The following is a 17,630-nucleotide window of genomic DNA, read 5'->3' on the forward strand; positions in this document are numbered from 1 at the left end:
TGTCTCCGGGTAGGCAGGGTCAGGACAGGCGGGCTTCGTCCGGTACCGCGTCGAGCATCAGCCCGCCGGTGTCCGAGCCACCCAGTACCACATAGGCACTGCTGCAGAACAAAGAGTTCAACCGCTTCATGTCGGCGATCAGCTCCAAGTGTAGCGAACTGGTCTCGATACTTTGCACCACCTTGCGTTGCAGGCGGCTGACATGGGCGTGCGCCAGGCGCCGCTCCTGGGCGCGGAAGCGGCGTTTTTCGCGCAACAGCAGCTGCGCGCTCTCGGGGTCGGCGCTGAGGAACACCGACAGGCCCAGGCGCAGGTTGGCCAGCAATTGCTCCTGCAGGCCGGTGAGCTCCTCCAGGCCGACCTGGGAAAACTCCCGGCGCTGGCTGGTCTTCTGCTGCTGCACCTTGCGCAGCATGCGCTCGATCAGGTCGCAGGCGAGCTTGAGGTTGATCGCCAGCTCGATGATCTCGGCCCAGCGCCGGTTGTCCTGGTCGCTGAGGTCTTCCCGGGGCATCTGCGCCAAGTACAGCTTGATCGCGCTGTACAAAGCCTCGCCGTCCTCGCCCAGGGCGCGTACCTGCTGCGGCATGGCGGTGTGGGTGCCGCGCAGGGCGCCGAGCATGGCTTCGAGCAGGCTGTCGACGATATCGCCCAGGCGCAGCGTTTCGCGCGCCGCGTTGGCCAGGGCCAGGCTCGGGGTGGTGAGCGCCGAGGCATCGAGGTGGCGCGGGCGCACCTGGCCGTTGCCGACCTCGCGCTCGGGCAGCAGGCGGTTGCACAGGCGGCCCATGGGGTTGACCGTGGGCAGCATGATCAGGCAGCGCAAGGTGTTGTAGAGCAAGTGGAAGCCGATCACCAGCTCCTGCGGGCTGAAGCTCAGCGAATCCATCCACTCCACCAGCGGGTGCAGCACCGGGATGATCAAAAGCAGCCCGATCAGCTTGTACAGTAGGCTGCCCAGGGCCACGCGGCGGCCGGCGGCGTTCTGCATGCTGGTGCTGAGAAATGCCAGCAGGCCGCTGCCGATGTTGGCGCCGACCACCAGGCCGATGGCCACCGGCAGGCTGATCACCTCGGCGCCGGCCAGGGTCGCGGTCAGCAGCACTGCGGCAAGGCTCGAGTAGGAAATCATGGCGAACAGCGCGCCGACCAGGGCATCGAGCAGGATGTCGCCGGTCAGCGAGGCGAACAGCACTTTCACGCCCTGGGCATGGGTGATGGGCGCGGCGGCCTGCACGATCAGCTGCAGGGCCAGGATGATCAGGCCCAGGCCGATGGCCACCCGCCCCAGCTGGCCGGCACGCGTCTGCTTGCGCGAGAGGAAGAAGATCACGCCAAGGAACACCAGCAGCGGCGACAGCCACGACAAGTCCAGGGTGAGCACCCGCGCCATCAGCGCGGTACCCACGTCGGCGCCGAGCATGATCGCCAGGGCCGGGGTCATGGCCATCAGGCCCTGGCCGACGAAGGAGGTCACCAGCATCGCGGTGGCGTTGCTGCTCTGCACCACGGCCGTGACCACGATGCCGGCGATGAACGCCAGTGGCCGCCGGTTCATGTTCTGGCCGAGCACCCGGCGCAGGTTGGAGCCGAACACCCGCAGGATGCCGGTACGCACGATATGAGTGCCCCACACCAGCAAAGCCACGGCGGAGAGCAGGTTGAGCAGGGTCAGCATGGTCGAGCCCCCCTTTTTATCCGGGCTCCAGAAGCGGAGCCAAATGGGTGAAGCCGTGAGCCTGGCCCGGGGGTGGGCGTTTTTATCCAGTGCTCACTCAAGCTTTAGTTGTTTTGCGGACCTCGCGCCAGCTTGGCACGCTCTGCAGCTATTTGAAATATTTCCGTCATGAAGCTTGTGATGAAAACCCGGGCATGAAAAAAGGCCCCGAAGGGCCTTTTTCTGCAGCGCTTCCAGGGCTTATTGACCTGGAATGTCCTTGCGCAGTTTCACCGGGTCGTGGTCCTTGCCCGCTTTACGCGCCATGGCCGTGCGCATCTTGATGTTGATCGCCTCCACCGCCAGCGAGAACGCCATGGCGAAGTACACGTAGCCCTTGGGCACATGCACGTCGAAGGCTTCGGCGATCAGCACGGTGCCGACGACGATCAGGAACGACAGCGCGAGCATCTTCAGCGACGGGTGCTTGTCGATGAAATTGCTGATGGCGCCGGCGCACAGCATCATCACCAGCACCGCCACGACGATCGCGGCAATCATCACCGGCACGTGCGAAACCATGCCCACCGCGGTGATCACCGAGTCCAGCGAGAACACGATGTCGATGATGGCGATCTGGATGATGGTGTAGAAGAACTTGCCGCCCGCGCCCTTTGGCGCATCGCTGCTTTCGTCCTCGCCTTCCAGGCCGTGGTAGATCTCCTGGGAGCTTTTCCACAGCAGGAACAGGCCGCCGAAGAACAGGATCAGGTCACGCCCGGAAATGCCCTGGCCGAAGACCACGAACAGGTCGGCGGTCAGGCGCATGACCCAGGTGATCGACAGCAGCAGCATGATGCGGGTGACCATCGCCAGCGCCAGGCCGAAGATCCGCGTGCGCGGCTGCATGTGCTTGGGCATGCGGCTGACCAGGATCGAGATCATGATGATGTTGTCGATACCGAGAACGATCTCAAGCGCTGTAAGGGTAAAAAAGGCAACCCAGATTTCCGGGCTGGTCAGCCATTCCATGTGTACTTCCTTCGAACGGTAATGGCGAAACGCCCAGGAACGGGCGTTTCGCGTTGGGGTGGTGCGTACTTGATTAAAGACTACTGAACAGCGGGAAAATGCCCATCATCAGCGCGGCGGCCATTATGCACAGGCAGACCAGCACTGCCCACTTGAGGGTGAAGCGCTGGTGGTCGCCGAACTCGATTCCGGCCAGGGCTACCAGCAGGTAGGTGGAGGGTACCAGCGGGCTCAGCAGGTGTACCGGCTGCCCGACGATCGACGCGCGGGCCATTTCCACCGGGCTGATGCCGTAGTGGCTGGCCGCTTCCGACAGCACCGGCAGCACGCCGTAGTAGAACGCATCGTTGGACATGAAGAAGGTGAACGGCATGCTCACGATCGCGGTAATCACCGCCAGGTAAGGGCCCAGGGCTTCCGGGATGACTGCCAGCAAGCTCTTGGACATGGCTTCGACCATGCCGGTACCCGACAGGATCCCAGTGAAGATACCGGCCGCAAAGATCAGCCCGGTCACTGCCAGTACGCTGCCGGCATGGGCGGCGATGCGGTCTTTCTGCTGTTGCAGGCAGGGGTAGTTGACGATCATGGCGATACTGAAGGCGATCATGAACAGTACCGGCAGCGGCAGCAGGCCGGCGATCAGCGCGACCATCAGCACCGCGGTCAGTGCGCCGTTGAACCACAGCAGCTTGGGCCGGCGCGCTTCGGGGAACTGCGAGACGCTGATTTCACTGTGGTCGATGTCGTCGGTGGGCAGGTGCAGCTCGCCCAGGCGGGCACGCTCGCGCTTGCCGTACAGGTAGGCGATGGCCAGGATTGCGACGACGCCGAACAGCATGGCCGGGATCATCGGCACGAAGATGTCCGACGGGTCCACGTGCAGGGCGCTGGCGGCGCGGGCGGTCGGGCCGCCCCAGGGGGTCATGTTCATCACTCCGCCGGCCAGGATGATCAGGCCGGCCATGATCCGCGGGCTCATGCCCAGGCGGCTGTACAGCGGCAGCATGGCGGCGCAGCAGATCATGTAGGTGGTGGCGCCATCGCCGTCGAGCGACACCACCAGGGCCAGCACGGCGGTGCCGACCGAGACTTTCAGCGGGTCACCCTTGACCAGCTTGAGGATCTTGCGCACGGCCGGGTCGAACAGGCCGGAGTCGATCATCAGGGCGAAATACAGAATGGCGAACATCAGCATCACGCCGGTGGGCGCGAGCTTGCTGATGCCTTCGAGCATCATTGGGCCGATCTTGGCGGAAAAACCACCGAACAGGGCGAACAGGATCGGTACCAGGATCAGCGCGATCAAGGCCGACAGGCGCTTGGTCATGATCAGGTACATGAAGGTGATGACCATGGCAAAGCCGAGGAAGGTCAGCATGGCAGTACTCCAGGCGTGGCGCGGCGAAAGAAAAGGCTGTTCGGGCGAGTCAGCGCGAAGGGCGCTGCGCAGGGAGCACGCGGAGGGAGGCTGCGAAAAGGCGGGCACAGAAGAACATCGGAATCACCATTGTTGTTGTTGATTGGGCCGGGCGCGGAAAAATCCGGGTGCCCTGGCTGACCGGTCTGCTGCCGGTGGTGGCGGCTATCCTAGGGGGGCAAGCTTTCAGCCAGCTTTCGCCGCAAAAAGGGCGACAGGAGGTAGTGATGCCGGATGTAACCGAGGGAGGCTGCCATTGCGGCGCCTTGCGCTATCGGCTCCAGGGCGAGTTGACGGACATCGCCCATTGCCATTGTTCGATCTGCCGGCGGGTCAGTGGAGGGCTGGTGGTGACCTGGCTCACCCTGCCCCGCTCGGGGTTTCGCTGGATGGCTGGGCGGCCGCAATGCTATGTGGCGCCGGCCAGCTGCAAGCGCTATTTCTGCGGGGAATGCGGGGCGCATGTGGCGTTGGTGACCGAGCACAGCCCGGGCAGCATCGATGTGACGGTGGGGACGCTGGATCATCCTGAGCAGGTGCGGGCGGCGCGGCATATCTGGACCAGCAGCCGGTTGCCCTGGGTGCATCTGGATGAGCAGTTGCCGGGAGAGGCCGAGGAGCAGCTGTAAGCCTTGTGGTGTGCTCTCGGGCTCCATCGCCGGCAAGCCGGCTCCCACGATCAAGGCACCTGTGGGAGCTGGCTTGCCAGCGATGGGGCCAGAACAGGTACTACGGCAGCTCCAGGCCTCCAGCTGCCTTGTGCAGTGCCCGCAGGTGCTCGCCGACCATCTTCACATTGGCCTCGACGGCAGCGATTTCCTTGGCCCGCGATGGCTCCAGCAGCGCCCTCACCTCTTTGTCCAGGTCGGTGCTCAGCCTCAGCAACTGCGCCTGGCGCTCGCTGCTGACCTTCTCCAGGTGCTTGCGCTCATCCGGCTGCGGCAGCCCATAGCCGCCAGCATCGAGCAACTCTGCCGGGCGACTGAGGAAGCCGCTGTTGGCGAGCATCTGCTGCAGGGTGTCGTTGGCCTTGTCTATGGTGCCGTCCTTGAGCGCGGCGGCATTCAGGTAACGCTGCTTCACTTCGTCCTGGGCCAGCAGCAACTGCCTGCGCAGGCTCGCCTGCTCCAGCAGCAGCAACGCCGCGCTGGTGCGCAGGTTGGCCTGGGAGAACCAGTTGCGGCGCTGTTCGGCGCCCTGCTCCAGCCAGTCCTCGACCTTGTCCTGCTTGATCGGCAGCTGCTGCTTGAGCACCTCGAACATGGCCTGGTAACGGTCACGGTAGGAGTCGAAGCGGTAGCCCAGGCGCAAGGCCTCGCGCGGGTTGTCGAGCACGCTGGTGTCGGCCAGCCCCCTGGCCTTGAGCACCTCGAGCAGGCCATTGGGCATGATGCTGTCGAGGTCGTTCAGGCGCGGGTTGCCGGTGCCGCTGCGCAACAGCTTCAACGACTCCACCGCGCAGTTGTTGGACAGGAAGTAGTAGTTGCCGTCGTAGCTCCAGTGCATCTCAGCGGCCTGGCGCACCAGGTTCTCGATCTCGCGGCGGTCGAGTTTCAATGGAACCGAGGCGAGGCTGCGCAGTTCGGTCTTGGTGTATTCATCGATGACCTGGTTGAGGGGCAACACGAACAACCGCGACGGGTAGGAGCCGACCAGGCCGTCCCAGCTGGAGAGCTGCACATCGTTGACGAAGGCGCGGTACGACAGCACCAGGTGCTGGTCGAGGTCCAGGCGACAGTCCGGCCCGCGTGGCCGGCCGGGCTTGCAGATGACCAGGCGCAGCATGCTGTGGCCCCAGCGGCTGACCCAGTTTTGGTTGGCCTCGGCCAGCAGGTAGTCCACTTCATAGACCCGCTCGGGGTCGATCTCGCCCAGCGGCTGGCGGGCGAAATCACTGCCGGCGTTGAGAAATGGCAGGCCCTTGGTGCAGCTGTCTTGCGTGGGCTCCCAGCCGAAGTGGTCGCGCAGGTACTGGTTCAAGGCCGGGCGGCGGCAGCCGTAGCTCGGGTCGAGGAGGAAATACTCCATGTTGACCGCGATGAATTCCTTGGGGCTGCTCAGCTCGTAGCTGTCGGGGCTGCGCACGAACTGGCCATTGTGCTGCTCGCGCTCGCCGCGGCGGCCGACGTATTGCTGCCATCCGGCCAGGTCGAGCAGGCGTGGGTCATCGCTGAGGGTGAAGCGCCGCTCGGCCTGGCCGCGGCAGTCTTCCGGCAGGCCGACCCTGCCCAGGGTGCCCTGCTGGCGCATGCAGCGGGTGATCTTCGAGCGTTCGGCGCCGGGCCACAGCCGTGCGCGGTCGTAGATGTGGGTGAGTTCGTGCAGCACGGTGGCCAGCAGCTCCTGGCGGACGGTGCCGTGGGGGCGGCCGGTGGCCTGCGTCGCTGCGCTGCCGTCAGCCAGGCTCGGCAGCAGGCGGCGGTTGAGCTCAAGGGTCGAGACCAGCGACGCTTGGCCATAGGCGTCGGCGGGCATCTTGTCGGTCCAGCTGACCTGGATGCGCCGATCCAGCTGCTGCTTGAAACGCGGCGGCAGCTTGCTCATGGCCTCGTCGAGCAGGGCCTGGGAGGCTTGCACCTGTCGTGGGGCGAGGCCGGACGCCTGCAGATCGAGCTGCAGGTCGGCCAGGGCGGGCGTGCCCAGCAGCGTGAGCACGCAGCCGAGCAGCCAGGCACGCACGCGGGTCACAGCGCCAGGATGGCTTCGGCCAGCACTTGGTCGCTGGCGCCACGCGCTTCAGGCACGCGCTCGCGCAGGGTGTCGAAGGCCGCTTCCAGTTGCGCGCCGCGGATGTCGCCGTTGCTGGCGACGAAGCTGGCGGCATCGTCATGGGCTTCGCGCACCACTTTCGAATCGCGGATGGAGGTGGTGGTGTCGGACGTGAAATCGATCGAGCGACCAAAGGCACGCACGATGATGTTGCTGGTGGCCACCAAGGTCTGTGCATGGGCCAGGTCGGCCAGCAACAGCATGCCGAGGGAAGCGGCGATCAGCGGTTTACGCATGGAGCATCTCCGAAAAATACAGGGAGTCAGGTGTGGTCATTGGACGAGAATTGCTTGCGCCAGTTCAAGGTCGCCGACGGAGTGCCGGGCACAGTTGTGGCGCAGCGCATCGAGTGCCGCCTCCAGGCGCGCACCGCGGATCAGGCCATCGGTGGCCACGAATGCGGCGGCATCGTCGCGGGCTTGGCGAAGCAGCTTTCGGTCGAAGGGCGCGGTCGTCACCTGGCTGGTGACGTAGCCTGTGATGACCAGGCCTTGGGTAGTGGTGTCCATGGCATGGGCATTGCCCATGGCAACGGCGGCGAACAGCATCGGCAACAGATAACGCATGGGGCTACTTAACGACTGCGACTGGGCTGCTAAGGCTAAAACGAATGCGCCGGCCGCAGCCAGCGCATTCGTTTTACAGCCTGTTTATCAGATGGCTTGTCAGATAACCAGGATGGCCTGGGCCAGCTGCGCATCGCTGGCCTGCAGGGCCGGCAGCGTCGAGCGGATGTGCATGAAGGCGCTTTCCAGCTTGGCGCCGCGGATGGCGCCTTCGCTGCCGACGAAGCTGGCGGCGTCGTCGCGGGCGGCCTGGACGATCTTGTCGTCACGGAACGACGAGGTCAGGTCGGAAGTGGCGTCGGTGGATGCTGCAAAGGCGCGCACTACGGCATCGGTGGTGACGACGAAGCTGCTGGCGTGGGCGGTGCCGGCCAGGCCTAGCAACAGGGCGGCGCCGATCAGGTGTTTGCGGGACATGGTCGTGGACTCCTGGAAAAGGGTCGAGTGAATCTGCTTATCGGACGTTCACACGGTTCGTCACGGTACAGGGACAACTGGTTTTCACCAGACTGTTTAAGCCAAGCGTATCACGCGGCAGTAGGTGCGGAGGTCGGCGAACGACGCTCAAAGCAACTGTATTGGTTGTTTTAGATTTTTCTAAAACTGTACCTATCAAGATTTGCGGCGCTCTAGCACGGGGGCCGGGCAATAAAAAACCCGTTGCAGCGTCCTGCAACGGGTTTGGAATTTCGCGGTGCCAGCCGAAGCCGGCGAACCGGAGCTTAGCGCCAGAACGGCTTGCTGAGCTCTTCGTAGCGCTGCGACTCGCTGATACCGGCGTCGGCCAGCAGGCGGGAGTCCAGGCGAGCCAGTTGGCGGCGGCTGGCCATGCGGCGCTGCCACAGGAGCAGGGTCGACAGGGCGCGCAGCGGCAGCGAGGCGTTGGATTGCTGGGCGTTGCTTTCAAAAACCAGACCGGAACTGAGGGTACGTTCCATGATGCTTCATCCTTCCGCTTGTGGCGGGATTAGGTAGTGATTTAACTGGTGCCCATGATCCTCCTGTGTTGTCCATAACAGTAGATACAGTTCATGTGAAAGACGATGGCTCAGTTAACTGTGTAAACCTACTGTTGCACTCGAAATTGGCGCAACTGTACTGGTCTGCACTGTTGTAGTGCATTTTGTGGGGGTGAGGGGATTTTTCTAGGGGAGACTGGGATTGATACCAGTACAGTAGAACAGTTTTTTCTGGTGGAAGCTTATCGCCGGCAAGCCGGCTCCCACAGGTACAGCTTTGTCCTTGTGAGAGCCGGCTTGCCGGCGAAAAGTACCGCGTGGATCAGCTAGCCAGCATGCGGCCGCTTTCTTCCAGATTTTCGTGCCAGCTCAACGCCTCGCGCAGGATGTGCGGGGTGTGGCCGCCACGTTGGCAGGCGCGCTCGAAGTAGTCGTTCAGCGCTGCGCGGTAGTCTGGGTGCACGCAGTTGTCGATGATCGCCCGGGCCCGCTCGCGAGGCGCCAGGCCACGCAGGTCGGCCAGGCCTTGCTCGGTGACGAGGATGTCCACGTCGTGCTCGGTGTGGTCGACGTGGCTGACCATCGGCACCACGCTGGAAATCGCGCCGCCCTTGGCGATCGATTTGGTGACGAACACCGCCAGGTGAGCGTTGCGAGCGAAGTCGCCGGAGCCGCCGATGCCGTTCATCATCCGGGTGCCGCACACGTGCGTGGAGTTGACGTTACCGTAGATGTCGAACTCCAGCGCCGTGTTGATGCCGATGATGCCCAGGCGGCGTACCACTTCAGGGTGGTTGGAGATTTCCTGCGGGCGCAGTACCAGCTTGTCCTTGTAGCGCTCGAGGTTGCCGAACACGTCCGCATTGCGGCGGCTCGACAGGGTGATCGAGCTGCCCGAGGCGAAGCTCAGCTTGCCGGCGTCGATCAGGTCGAAGGTCGAATCCTGCAGCACTTCGGAGTACATGGTCAGGTCTTCGAACGGCGACTCGATCAGGCCGCACATCACCGCGTTGGCAATGCTGCCGATACCAGCTTGCAGCGGGCCGAGCTTGTTGGTCATGCGGCCAGCCTGCACTTCGTTCTTGAGGAAGTTGATCAGGTGGTCGGCGATACCCTGGGTTTCGTCGTCCGGCGGCAGCACGGTGGACGGCGAGTCGGGTTGGTCGCTGATGACGATACCGACGATCTTGGCCGGGTCGATCGGGATGGCGGTGCTGCCGATGCGGTCATCGACTTTCACCAACGGGATCGGCGTGCGGGTCGGGCGGTAGGTCGGGATATAGATGTCGTGCAGGCCTTCGAGGTTGGCGTTGTGCGACAGGTTGATCTCGACGATCACTTGCTTGGCGAAGATCGCGAAGCTGGCCGAGTTGCCCACCGAGGTGGTCGGCACGATGTGGCCTTGTTCGGTGATGGCCACGGCTTCGATGACCGCGATGTCCGGCAGCTTGAGCTGCTGGTTGCGCAGTTGCTCGACGGTTTCCGACAGGTGCTGGTCGATGAACATGACCTGGCCGTCGTTGATGGCCTTGCGCAGGGTGCTGTCGACCTGGAATGGCATGCGACGCGCCAGCACGCCGGCTTCGGTCAGCTGCTTGTCGAGGTCGTTGCCCAGGCTGGCGCCGGTCATCAGGCTGATTTTCAACGGCGACAGCTTGGCGCGTTCGGCCAGGGCGTGGGGCACAGCCTTGGCTTCGCCGGCGCGGGTGAAACCGCTCATGCCGACGGTCATGCCGTCCTCGATCAGGCCAGCGGCATCAGCCGCACTCATTACCTTGCTGTGCAGGGAGGACAAGCGGATACGATCACGGTACATGGATTGTTATCTCGGGCTACAGAGGCTACTGCAGCGCAGTCTAGAGATTTCGCCCGTCGCCGTCCCACGACCATGGTCGTATGAGAAGCCTGGAAATAGAGCCGTTGATCTGGATCAGTGAAATGAAAACCCCGGGGAATATCCGCCGGGGTTTTCATATCCGCAACGTTCGATCGCAACCTACTCGACCGCTTTGACCATATCCTCGATGACCTTCTTCGCGTCACCGAACACCATCATGGTCTTGTCCAGGTAGAACAGTTCGTTGTCCAGGCCGGCATAGCCGCTGGCCATGGAGCGCTTGTTGACGATGATGGTCTTGGCCTTGAACGCCTCGAGGATCGGCATGCCGGCGATCGGCGACTTGGGATCGTTCTTCGCCGCGGGGTTGACCACGTCGTTGGCGCCCAGCACCAGGACCACGTCGGCCTGGCCGAACTCGGCGTTGATGTCCTCCATCTCGAACACCTGGTCATACGGCACTTCGGCCTCGGCCAGCAGCACGTTCATGTGCCCGGGCATGCGCCCCGCCACCGGGTGGATCGCATACTTCACGGTCACGCCGTTGTGGGTCAGCTTCTCGGTCAGTTCCTTGAGCGCGTGCTGGGCGCGGGCCACCGCCAGGCCGTAGCCCGGCACGATGATCACGCTGTCGGCGTTGCTGAGCAGGAAGGTGGCATCGTCGGCCGAGCCGGATTTCACCGGGCGCTGCTCCTTGGCGCCTTGCGCCGCGCCGGTATCGGTATCGCCGCCGAAGCCGCCGAGGATGACGTTGAAGAACGAGCGGTTCATCGCCTTGCACATGATGTACGAGAGGATCGCACCGCTGGAGCCCACCAGGGAGCCGGCGATGATCAGCATCGAGTTGTTCAGCGAGAAGCCGATACCGGCCGCCGCCCAGCCCGAGTAGCTGTTGAGCATCGACACCACCACCGGCATGTCGGCGCCACCGATCGGAATAATGATCAGCACGCCCATGACGAAGGCCAGGATCAGCATCAGGGTGAAGGCGCTGTAGTGGCCGGTGAAGGTGAACAGCAGGCCCAGGGCGATGGTGGTCAGGCCGAGGATCAGGTTCAGCTTGTGCTGGCCGGCAAACTGTACCGGTGCGCCCTGGAACAGGCGGAACTTGTACTTGCCCGACAGCTTGCCGAAGGCGATCACCGAACCGGAGAAGGTGATGGCACCGATGGCCGCGCCAAGGAACAGTTCCAGGCGGTTGCCGGTGGGGATCGGGTCGCTGATGGCGGCGACGATGCCCATCGATTGCGGTTCGAGCACGGCGGCGATGGCGATAAACACCGCGGCCAGGCCGATCATGCTGTGCATGAAGGCGACCAGCTCGGGCATCTTGGTCATCTCGACACGCTTGGCCATGATCGAGCCAGCCGTACCGCCAACCAGCAGGCCGACGATGACGTAGCCGATGCCGGCGGTTGCCAGTTCGGCGCCGAGCTTATAAATGAGGCCCACCGTGGTGAGGATGGCCAGCCCCATGCCGATCATGCCGAACAGGTTGCCGCGCCGCGAAGTGGTCGGGTGCGACAGGCCCTTGAGCGCCTGGATGAAGCACACCGAGGCGACGAGGTAGAGGAGCGTTACCAGATTCATGCTCATGCTTACTTCTGCGCCTCGTTCTTGGTTTTCTTCTTGAACATCTCAAGCATGCGACGGGTGACCAAAAAGCCACCGAACACGTTGACCGCGGCCAGGGCCACCGCCAGGGTGCCCATCAGCTTGCCGGCCGGGGTCACGGTCAGGGCGGCAGCCAGCATGGCGCCGACGATGACGATCGCCGAGATGGCGTTGGTGACCGCCATCAGCGGAGTGTGCAGCGCCGGGGTGACGTTCCAGACCACGTGGTAGCCCACATAGATGGCCAGCACGAAGATGATCAGGTTGTAGATGCCGTGGGAAATCAGCATGTCTTCCATTGTCGTGCTCCTTAGCCGTTCTTGCGCACGACCTGGCCGTCGCGGCACATCAGGCACGCGGCGACGATGTCGTCTTCGAGGTTGATGACCAGTGCGCCGTCCTTGTCGAACAGCAGCTTCATGAAGTCCAGCAGGTTGCGCGCATACAGCGCCGACGCATCGGCGCCGACCTGGGCCGGCAGGTTGGTCGGGCCGACGATGGTCACGCCGTTCTCCATTACCACCTGGTCGGCGACCGTCAGTGGGCAGTTGCCACCTTGGGCGGCGGCCAGGTCGATGACCACCGAGCCGGGCTTCATCTGTGCCACGGTTTCGGCGCTGAGCAGCGTCGGCGCCTTGCGCCCCGGAATCAGCGCGGTGGTGATGACGATGTCGGCCTGCTTGGCGCGCTCGTGCACGGCCTGGGCCTGGCGTTGCATCCAGCTGGCGGGCATCGGCCGGGCATAGCCGCCGACCCCCTCGGCGCACTCGCGTTCTTCATCGGTTTCGTAGGGCACGTCGATGAACTTGGCGCCGAGCGATTCGATCTGCTCCTTCACCGCCGGGCGCACGTCCGAGGCTTCGATCACCGCACCCAGGCGCTTGGCCGTGGCGATGGCCTGCAGGCCCGCAACCCCGGCGCCGAGGATCAGCACCCGGGCGGCCTTCACGGTGCCGGCGGCGGTCATCAGCATGGGCATGAAGCGCGGGTAGTGATGGGCTGCCAGCAACACGGCCTTGTAGCCGGCGATGTTGGCCTGCGACGACAGCACGTCCAGGCTCTGGGCCCGGGAGGTGCGTGGCGCGGCTTCCAGGGCGAAGGCGGTGATGCCGCGCTCGGCCATCTTGCCGATCAGCTCGTTGTTGAAGGGGTTGAGCATGCCGACCAGAAGGCTGCCACCGTTGATCTGGGCCAGCTCCTGGTCGTTGGGTGCGACCACCTTAAGAACCAGCTGGGCGCCGAAGGCATCGGCAGCGCTCCCCAGGGAAGCGCCCACGGCCTCATAGGCACTGTCCGGAATGCTGGCGTTGAGCCCTGCCCCCCGTTGGACGGTGACCTGATGGCCCTGGCCAATCAGTTTCTTGAGGGTTTCTGGGGTCGCAGCGACCCTTGTCTCACCGGTCTGCGTCTCGAGAGGAACACCAATGTGCACGACTATTTCTCCTGCGGTGACCTTTATTGTCTTTATAAGAGCCCGCGCACTTCGGGTGGTGCGCAGGGTTGGCTGTTAGGCGCCAAGCCCGCCGAATCCTGGGCGGGCCGAGCATTTTGCAGACGAACCCAGGGCCCTACAACCGGTTCTGGAGCGAAACGAAGTTAAAACTACAAGTCACCCTGTGACCGTATGTCGCAACGATCTGGCCGCAGCCCGTCAAGCATGGGCTATTGGCAGATTAGGGGATTTTTTGAAATTTTTTGCGTTGATTTCGCGGATGGGCTCGCGAGTGTCGTAAAACCCTCTGAAAGCCGCGTGTTTGGCGGCTTTGGCGGGGTTTTTCGATTCACCTGAACAGTTTGTCTGTATGCGACAAAAACGTATATCTGTAGGTGTTTAAAATAATTGACTACAGCAGTCGGGAAGGCGTTGCAGCTTGGCGCGACGCGATGTACTGCTGTGCCTGTACTGCCAGCCAGTCACGAAAGGCGCGCAGGGAGGCGGATTCGACCTTGCGCTCGGGAATCATCAGATAGTAGGCCTTGTCGCTGGACAGCACGTGCCTGTTAGCGACCACCAGCCTGCCCTCCTCCAGTTCGCGCTGGATCAGGAACGGTGGAATCAGCGCCACGCCCATCTCGTGCATCGCGGCCTGGGCAAGCATGGAGAATAGTTCATAGCGCGGCCCTGTCATGTCGCCTGCGACATTCAGGCCCTGGCCGTTGAACCACTGGCGCCAGGCGTAGGGGCGTGTGGTCTGTTGCAACAGCGGCAGGCTGGCGATGCGCTTGGCATCGAGCAGGCCCTCCCCGTCCAGCAACGCCGGGCTGCAGACCGGCAGCGGGTTTTCGCCCATCAACCATTGGGACTGGGTGCCGGACCAGTCGGCATCGCCGTAATAGATAGCCGCATCGAACGGCGTGTCGGCGAACAGGAAGGGCCGGGTGCGGTTGGTCAGGTTGACGGTGACTTCCGGGTGGCGCTGCTGGAAGTCCTTGAGCCGTGGCAGCAGCCATTGCGTGCCGAAGGTGGGCACCACGGCCAGTTCGATCACGTTGGCGCCCTGCTGGCGCATCACCGACAGGGTGTCGCGCTCTACGGCATCGAGTTGCGTCGCGACCTGGCGGCTGTAGGACAGCCCGGCCTCGGTCAGTTTCACCCCGCGCCGTGAGCGGCGGAACAGTTCCACATTGAGGAAGTCTTCCAGGCCGCCAATCTGCCGACAGACGGCGCCCTGGGTCAGTGCCAGTTCCTGGGCGGCCTTGGTGAAACTCTCGTGGCGGGCGGCTGCCTCGAAGCAGACCAGGGCGGTAGTGCTGGGGATCTTGCGGCGCATGTACGTCTACCTCACTTGTGGGGTTCGCCAATGCTGGGTTCTTGTTGTTTTCGAAGTGACAAAATATCACTAATGCGTGCGCATTCCTCGTTTGTCGGGGTGCCATAACAGGCCTAGGATCAATGGGCACAAGAACCTGCTCCCTATTACGAGGATTTCGCTCATGGCCGGTAAAGCAAGCTTCCACTGGATCGACCCGCTGCTGCTGGATCAGCAGCTCACTGAAGAAGAGCGCATGGTGCGTGACAGCGCTTATCAGTTCGCCCAGGACAAGCTGGCGCCGCGCGTGCTGGAGGCTTTCCGCCATGAGCAGACCGACCCTGCGATCTTCCGCGAGATGGGCGAGGTCGGCCTGTTGGGCGCGACCATCCCCGAGCAGTACGGCGGCAGCGGGCTGAACTACGTGTGCTACGGTCTGATCGCTCGCGAAGTGGAGCGTATCGATTCTGGCTACCGCTCGATGATGAGCGTGCAGTCGTCGCTGGTGATGGTGCCGATCAATGAGTTCGGTACCGAGGCGCAGAAGCAGAAGTACCTGCCCAAGCTCGCCAGTGGCGAGTGGATCGGTTGCTTCGGCCTGACCGAGCCTAACCATGGCTCCGACCCAGGTTCGATGATTACCCGAGCCAAGAAGGTCGATGGCGGCTATCGCCTGAGCGGCAGCAAGATGTGGATCACTAACAGCCCGATCGCCGATGTGTTCGTGGTCTGGGCCAAGGATGATGCCGGCGATATCCGCGGCTTCGTCCTGGAAAAGGGCTGGCAGGGCCTCAGCGCCCCGGCCATTCATGGCAAGGTCGGCTTGCGCGCTTCGATCACCGGCGAAATCGTCATGGACAACGTGTTTGTCCCTGAAGAGAACATCTTCCCTGACGTGCGTGGCCTCAAAGGCCCCTTCACCTGCTTGAACTCGGCGCGCTATGGCATCTCCTGGGGCGCCCTGGGTGCGGCGGAAGCCTGCTGGCACACCGCGCGCCAATACACCCTGGACCGCCAGCAGTTCGGCCGCCCGCTGGCAGCCAACCAGCTGATCCAGAAGAAGCTGGCCGACATGCAGACCGAAATCACCCTGGCCCTGCAAGGCTGCCTACGTTTGGGGCGCATGAAGGATGAAGGCACTGCGGCCGTTGAAATCACCTCGATCATGAAGCGCAACTCCTGCGGCAAGGCCCTGGATATCGCGCGCATGGCCCGTGACATGCTGGGCGGCAACGGCATCTCCGACGAATTTGGCGTGGCGCGCCACCTGGTCAACCTGGAAGTGGTCAATACCTATGAAGGTACCCATGATGTGCATGCGCTGATCCTGGGCCGTGCGCAGACTGGCATCCAGGCCTTCTACTAATAAGGAGACCGGCCATGGGTGCGCTCTCTCATCTGCGGGTGCTCGATCTCTCTCGTGTGCTGGCGGGGCCTTGGTCTGGCCAGATCCTGGCTGACCTGGGCGCTGATGTGATCAAGGTCGAGCGCCCTGGCAGTGGCGACGACACCCGTGCGTGGGGGCCGCCCTTCCTCAAGGATGCGCAGGGCGAGAATACCAGCGAGGCGGCCTACTACCTCTCGGCCAACCGCAACAAGCGCTCGGTGACCATCGACTTCACCCAGCCGGAAGGCCAGCGCCTGGTGCGCGAGCTGGCGGCCAGGTCGGATATCGTCATCGAGAACTTCAAGGTGGGCGGGCTGGCCGCCTACGGGCTGGACTACCAGAGCCTGAAGGCGGTGAACCCGAAGCTTATCTATTGCTCCATCACCGGCTTTGGGCAGACGGGCCCCTATGCCAAGCGAGCCGGCTATGACTTCATGATCCAGGGGCTGGGCGGGCTGATGAGCCTGACCGGGCGCCCGGATGGTGAAGAAGGTGCGGGGCCGGTAAAGGTCGGGGTGGCGCTGACCGACATCCTTACCGGGCTGTATTCGACCGTGGCGATCCTGGCTGCCCTCGCCCATCGTGACCAGGCCGGCGTTGGCCAGCACATTGATATGGCGTTGCTCGACGTGCAGGTGGCATGCCTGGCCAACCAGGCCATGAACTACCTGACCACGGGCAACCCGCCGCGGCGGCTTGGCAATGCGCACCCCAATATCGTCCCTTATCAGGACTTCCCGACGGCGGATGGTGATTTCATTCTCACCGTGGGTAACGATGGCCAGTTCCGCAAGTTTGCCGAAGTCGCTGGCCAGCCGCAGTGGGCGGACGACCCGCGCTTTGCGACCAACAAGCAGCGGGTGGCCAATCGCGCCGAGCTGATTCCGTTGATCCGCCAGGCTACGGTGTTCAAGACCACGGCTGAGTGGGTGCAGCAGCTGGAGGCTGCAGGGGTGCCCTGTGGGCCGATCAATGACCTGGCGCAGATGTTCCAGGACCCCCAGGTGGTAGCGCGCGGCTTGGCGGTGACCTTGCCGCATGTGTTGGCGGGCAGCGTGCCGCAGGTGGCTAGCCCTATTCGGCTGTCGGAAACCCCTGTGGAATATCGGCATGCGCCACCTTTGCTGGGTGAGCATACCGAGGTGGTGCTGGCCGATGTGCTGGGGCTGGATGCCAGTAGCTTGCAACGCTTGCGAGATGCTGGGGTGCTTTAGCTTTATAGGGATGTACTGAAAAGCAGGGAGGCCGTCAGGCCTCCCTGCTTCGCTTTTCAGCGATATTGAGGTTTCTTGGAATTAAGCCTTGACGGGCTTTCGAATCCCCTTATAATGCGCCCCACTTCCAGCGTAGTCGGAACGAGAAACTCCTTGAGATTCAATGAGTTACTTAATCCAGGTAGTGCTGGAGGTGCTTCGATCGTCTGATCGATAGCGGTTGAAAAGGTGGTTGACAGCGCTTCTAAACGCTGTATGATTCGCCTCCCGCTACGAGAGATCGCAGCGAGCCAAGTGGTTGAAGCTAAACGAGTTTCTCGCGAAAAACTTCAAAATAAACGCTTGACAGGCTCTGAGGAAAGCGTAGAATGCGCGCCTCGGTTGAGACGAAAAGCTCTTAACCAAACGCTCTTTAACAAATTGAA

At 63.1% G+C, this 17,630-nt stretch carries 16 protein-coding genes; 3 read left to right on the plus strand and 13 right to left on the minus strand.

Going from position 1 to position 17,630, the window contains the following annotated elements:
* Window positions 1-19 precede the first annotated feature (19 nt).
* From L6D75_RS04755 to L6D75_RS04765, 3 genes are all read right to left on the minus strand, one after another.
* Window positions 20-1,678 carry a Na/Pi cotransporter family protein gene (locus L6D75_RS04755; RefSeq protein WP_176515890.1) on the minus strand — a complete coding sequence of 553 codons (1,659 nt, stop codon included), beginning with the start codon at window positions 1,676-1,678 and terminating at the stop codon, window positions 20-22.
* A 240-nt stretch (window positions 1,679-1,918) separates the two neighbouring features.
* On the minus strand, window positions 1,919-2,689 hold the full coding sequence (locus L6D75_RS04760) for a TerC family protein (protein ID WP_176515888.1): 771 nt from the start codon (window positions 2,687-2,689) through the stop codon (window positions 1,919-1,921).
* A gap of 73 nt (window positions 2,690-2,762) precedes the next feature.
* A complete protein-coding gene (locus tag L6D75_RS04765; RefSeq protein WP_176515886.1) occupies window positions 2,763-4,070 on the minus strand; it encodes a CitMHS family transporter in 1,308 nt (435 codons plus the stop codon).
* Window positions 4,071-4,336: 266 nt separating this feature from the next.
* On the opposite strand from L6D75_RS04765, the gene L6D75_RS04770 reads away from it, so the two are divergent.
* Entirely contained in the window at window positions 4,337-4,738 is a 402-nt protein-coding gene (locus L6D75_RS04770) for a GFA family protein (RefSeq protein WP_176515884.1), read from the plus strand.
* Between the two features lie 100 nt (window positions 4,739-4,838).
* Here L6D75_RS04770 and L6D75_RS04775 read toward each other — a convergent pair whose 3' ends face one another.
* From L6D75_RS04775 to L6D75_RS04820, 10 genes are all read right to left on the minus strand, one after another.
* Entirely contained in the window at window positions 4,839-6,797 is a 1,959-nt protein-coding gene (locus L6D75_RS04775) for a DUF7844 domain-containing protein (RefSeq protein ID WP_176515882.1), read from the minus strand.
* Complete coding sequence (locus L6D75_RS04780; RefSeq protein ID WP_176515880.1) at window positions 6,794-7,114, minus strand: DUF2388 domain-containing protein; 321 nt, start codon at window positions 7,112-7,114, stop codon at window positions 6,794-6,796. Before L6D75_RS04780 ends, L6D75_RS04775 begins: the two co-directional genes overlap by 4 nt.
* A 36-nt stretch (window positions 7,115-7,150) precedes the next feature.
* Window positions 7,151-7,444: a DUF2388 domain-containing protein gene (locus L6D75_RS04785; protein ID WP_176515878.1), complete on the minus strand. Its 294-nt coding sequence runs from the start codon at window positions 7,442-7,444 to the stop codon at window positions 7,151-7,153.
* A gap of 99 nt (window positions 7,445-7,543) precedes the next feature.
* Entirely contained in the window at window positions 7,544-7,861 is a 318-nt protein-coding gene (locus L6D75_RS04790; protein WP_176515876.1) for a DUF2388 domain-containing protein, read from the minus strand.
* Between the two features lie 305 nt (window positions 7,862-8,166).
* Window positions 8,167-8,382, minus strand: coding sequence for a DUF1127 domain-containing protein (locus L6D75_RS04795; RefSeq protein WP_176515874.1), 216 nt, complete (start codon window positions 8,380-8,382; stop codon window positions 8,167-8,169).
* Between the two features lie 343 nt (window positions 8,383-8,725).
* A complete protein-coding gene (locus tag L6D75_RS04800) occupies window positions 8,726-10,219 on the minus strand; it encodes an acetyl-CoA hydrolase/transferase family protein (RefSeq protein ID WP_176515872.1) in 1,494 nt (497 codons plus the stop codon).
* 180 nt (window positions 10,220-10,399) lie between these two features.
* The gene (locus L6D75_RS04805; RefSeq protein ID WP_176515870.1) at window positions 10,400-11,836 is read right to left on the minus strand and encodes an NAD(P)(+) transhydrogenase (Re/Si-specific) subunit beta; all 1,437 of its coding nucleotides are present in this window, start codon (window positions 11,834-11,836) and stop codon (window positions 10,400-10,402) included.
* A gap of 2 nt (window positions 11,837-11,838) precedes the next feature.
* Window positions 11,839-12,153, minus strand: a complete 315-nt coding sequence (locus tag L6D75_RS04810; RefSeq protein WP_003256966.1) for an NAD(P) transhydrogenase subunit alpha part 2 — start codon at window positions 12,151-12,153, stop codon at window positions 11,839-11,841.
* A gap of 11 nt (window positions 12,154-12,164) precedes the next feature.
* Entirely contained in the window at window positions 12,165-13,286 is a 1,122-nt protein-coding gene (locus L6D75_RS04815; RefSeq protein WP_176515868.1) for a Re/Si-specific NAD(P)(+) transhydrogenase subunit alpha, read from the minus strand.
* Between the two features lie 412 nt (window positions 13,287-13,698).
* The gene (locus L6D75_RS04820) at window positions 13,699-14,625 is read right to left on the minus strand and encodes a LysR family transcriptional regulator (protein ID WP_176515866.1); all 927 of its coding nucleotides are present in this window, start codon (window positions 14,623-14,625) and stop codon (window positions 13,699-13,701) included.
* A gap of 163 nt (window positions 14,626-14,788) precedes the next feature.
* On the opposite strand from L6D75_RS04820, the gene L6D75_RS04825 reads away from it, so the two are divergent.
* Window positions 14,789-15,970 carry an acyl-CoA dehydrogenase gene (locus tag L6D75_RS04825; protein ID WP_176515865.1) on the plus strand — a complete coding sequence of 394 codons (1,182 nt, stop codon included), beginning with the start codon at window positions 14,789-14,791 and terminating at the stop codon, window positions 15,968-15,970.
* Window positions 15,971-15,984: 14 nt separating this feature from the next.
* The gene (locus L6D75_RS04830) at window positions 15,985-17,205 is read left to right on the plus strand and encodes a CaiB/BaiF CoA transferase family protein (RefSeq protein ID WP_176515863.1); all 1,221 of its coding nucleotides are present in this window, start codon (window positions 15,985-15,987) and stop codon (window positions 17,203-17,205) included.
* Window positions 17,206-17,630: the final 425 nt, after the last annotated feature.

The sequence above is a fragment of the Pseudomonas faucium genome, from assembly GCF_021602585.1.
Taxonomy (GTDB): domain Bacteria; phylum Pseudomonadota; class Gammaproteobacteria; order Pseudomonadales; family Pseudomonadaceae; genus Aquipseudomonas; species Aquipseudomonas faucium.

Bases quoted from the DNA above. Each gene is read 5' to 3' on its own strand.
- L6D75_RS04825 (WP_176515865.1), top strand. From the start codon at position 14,789: ATGGCCGGTAAAGCAAGCTTCCACTGGATCGACCCGCTGCTGCTGGAT.
- L6D75_RS04785 (WP_176515878.1), bottom strand. From the start codon at position 7,444: ATGCGTTATCTGTTGCCGATGCTGTTCGCCGCCGTTGCCATGGGCAAT.
- L6D75_RS04800 (WP_176515872.1), bottom strand. From the start codon at position 10,219: ATGTACCGTGATCGTATCCGCTTGTCCTCCCTGCACAGCAAGGTAATG.
- L6D75_RS04810 (WP_003256966.1), bottom strand. From the start codon at position 12,153: ATGGAAGACATGCTGATTTCCCACGGCATCTACAACCTGATCATCTTC.
- L6D75_RS04820 (WP_176515866.1), bottom strand. From the start codon at position 14,625: ATGCGCCGCAAGATCCCCAGCACTACCGCCCTGGTCTGCTTCGAGGCA.
- L6D75_RS04770 (WP_176515884.1), top strand. From the start codon at position 4,337: ATGCCGGATGTAACCGAGGGAGGCTGCCATTGCGGCGCCTTGCGCTAT.
- L6D75_RS04805 (WP_176515870.1), bottom strand. From the start codon at position 11,836: ATGAGCATGAATCTGGTAACGCTCCTCTACCTCGTCGCCTCGGTGTGC.
- L6D75_RS04755 (WP_176515890.1), bottom strand. From the start codon at position 1,678: ATGCTGACCCTGCTCAACCTGCTCTCCGCCGTGGCTTTGCTGGTGTGG.
- L6D75_RS04780 (WP_176515880.1), bottom strand. From the start codon at position 7,114: ATGCGTAAACCGCTGATCGCCGCTTCCCTCGGCATGCTGTTGCTGGCC.
- L6D75_RS04830 (WP_176515863.1), top strand. From the start codon at position 15,985: ATGGGTGCGCTCTCTCATCTGCGGGTGCTCGATCTCTCTCGTGTGCTG.
- L6D75_RS04790 (WP_176515876.1), bottom strand. From the start codon at position 7,861: ATGTCCCGCAAACACCTGATCGGCGCCGCCCTGTTGCTAGGCCTGGCC.
- L6D75_RS04760 (WP_176515888.1), bottom strand. From the start codon at position 2,689: ATGGAATGGCTGACCAGCCCGGAAATCTGGGTTGCCTTTTTTACCCTT.
- L6D75_RS04765 (WP_176515886.1), bottom strand. From the start codon at position 4,070: ATGCTGACCTTCCTCGGCTTTGCCATGGTCATCACCTTCATGTACCTG.
- L6D75_RS04795 (WP_176515874.1), bottom strand. From the start codon at position 8,382: ATGGAACGTACCCTCAGTTCCGGTCTGGTTTTTGAAAGCAACGCCCAG.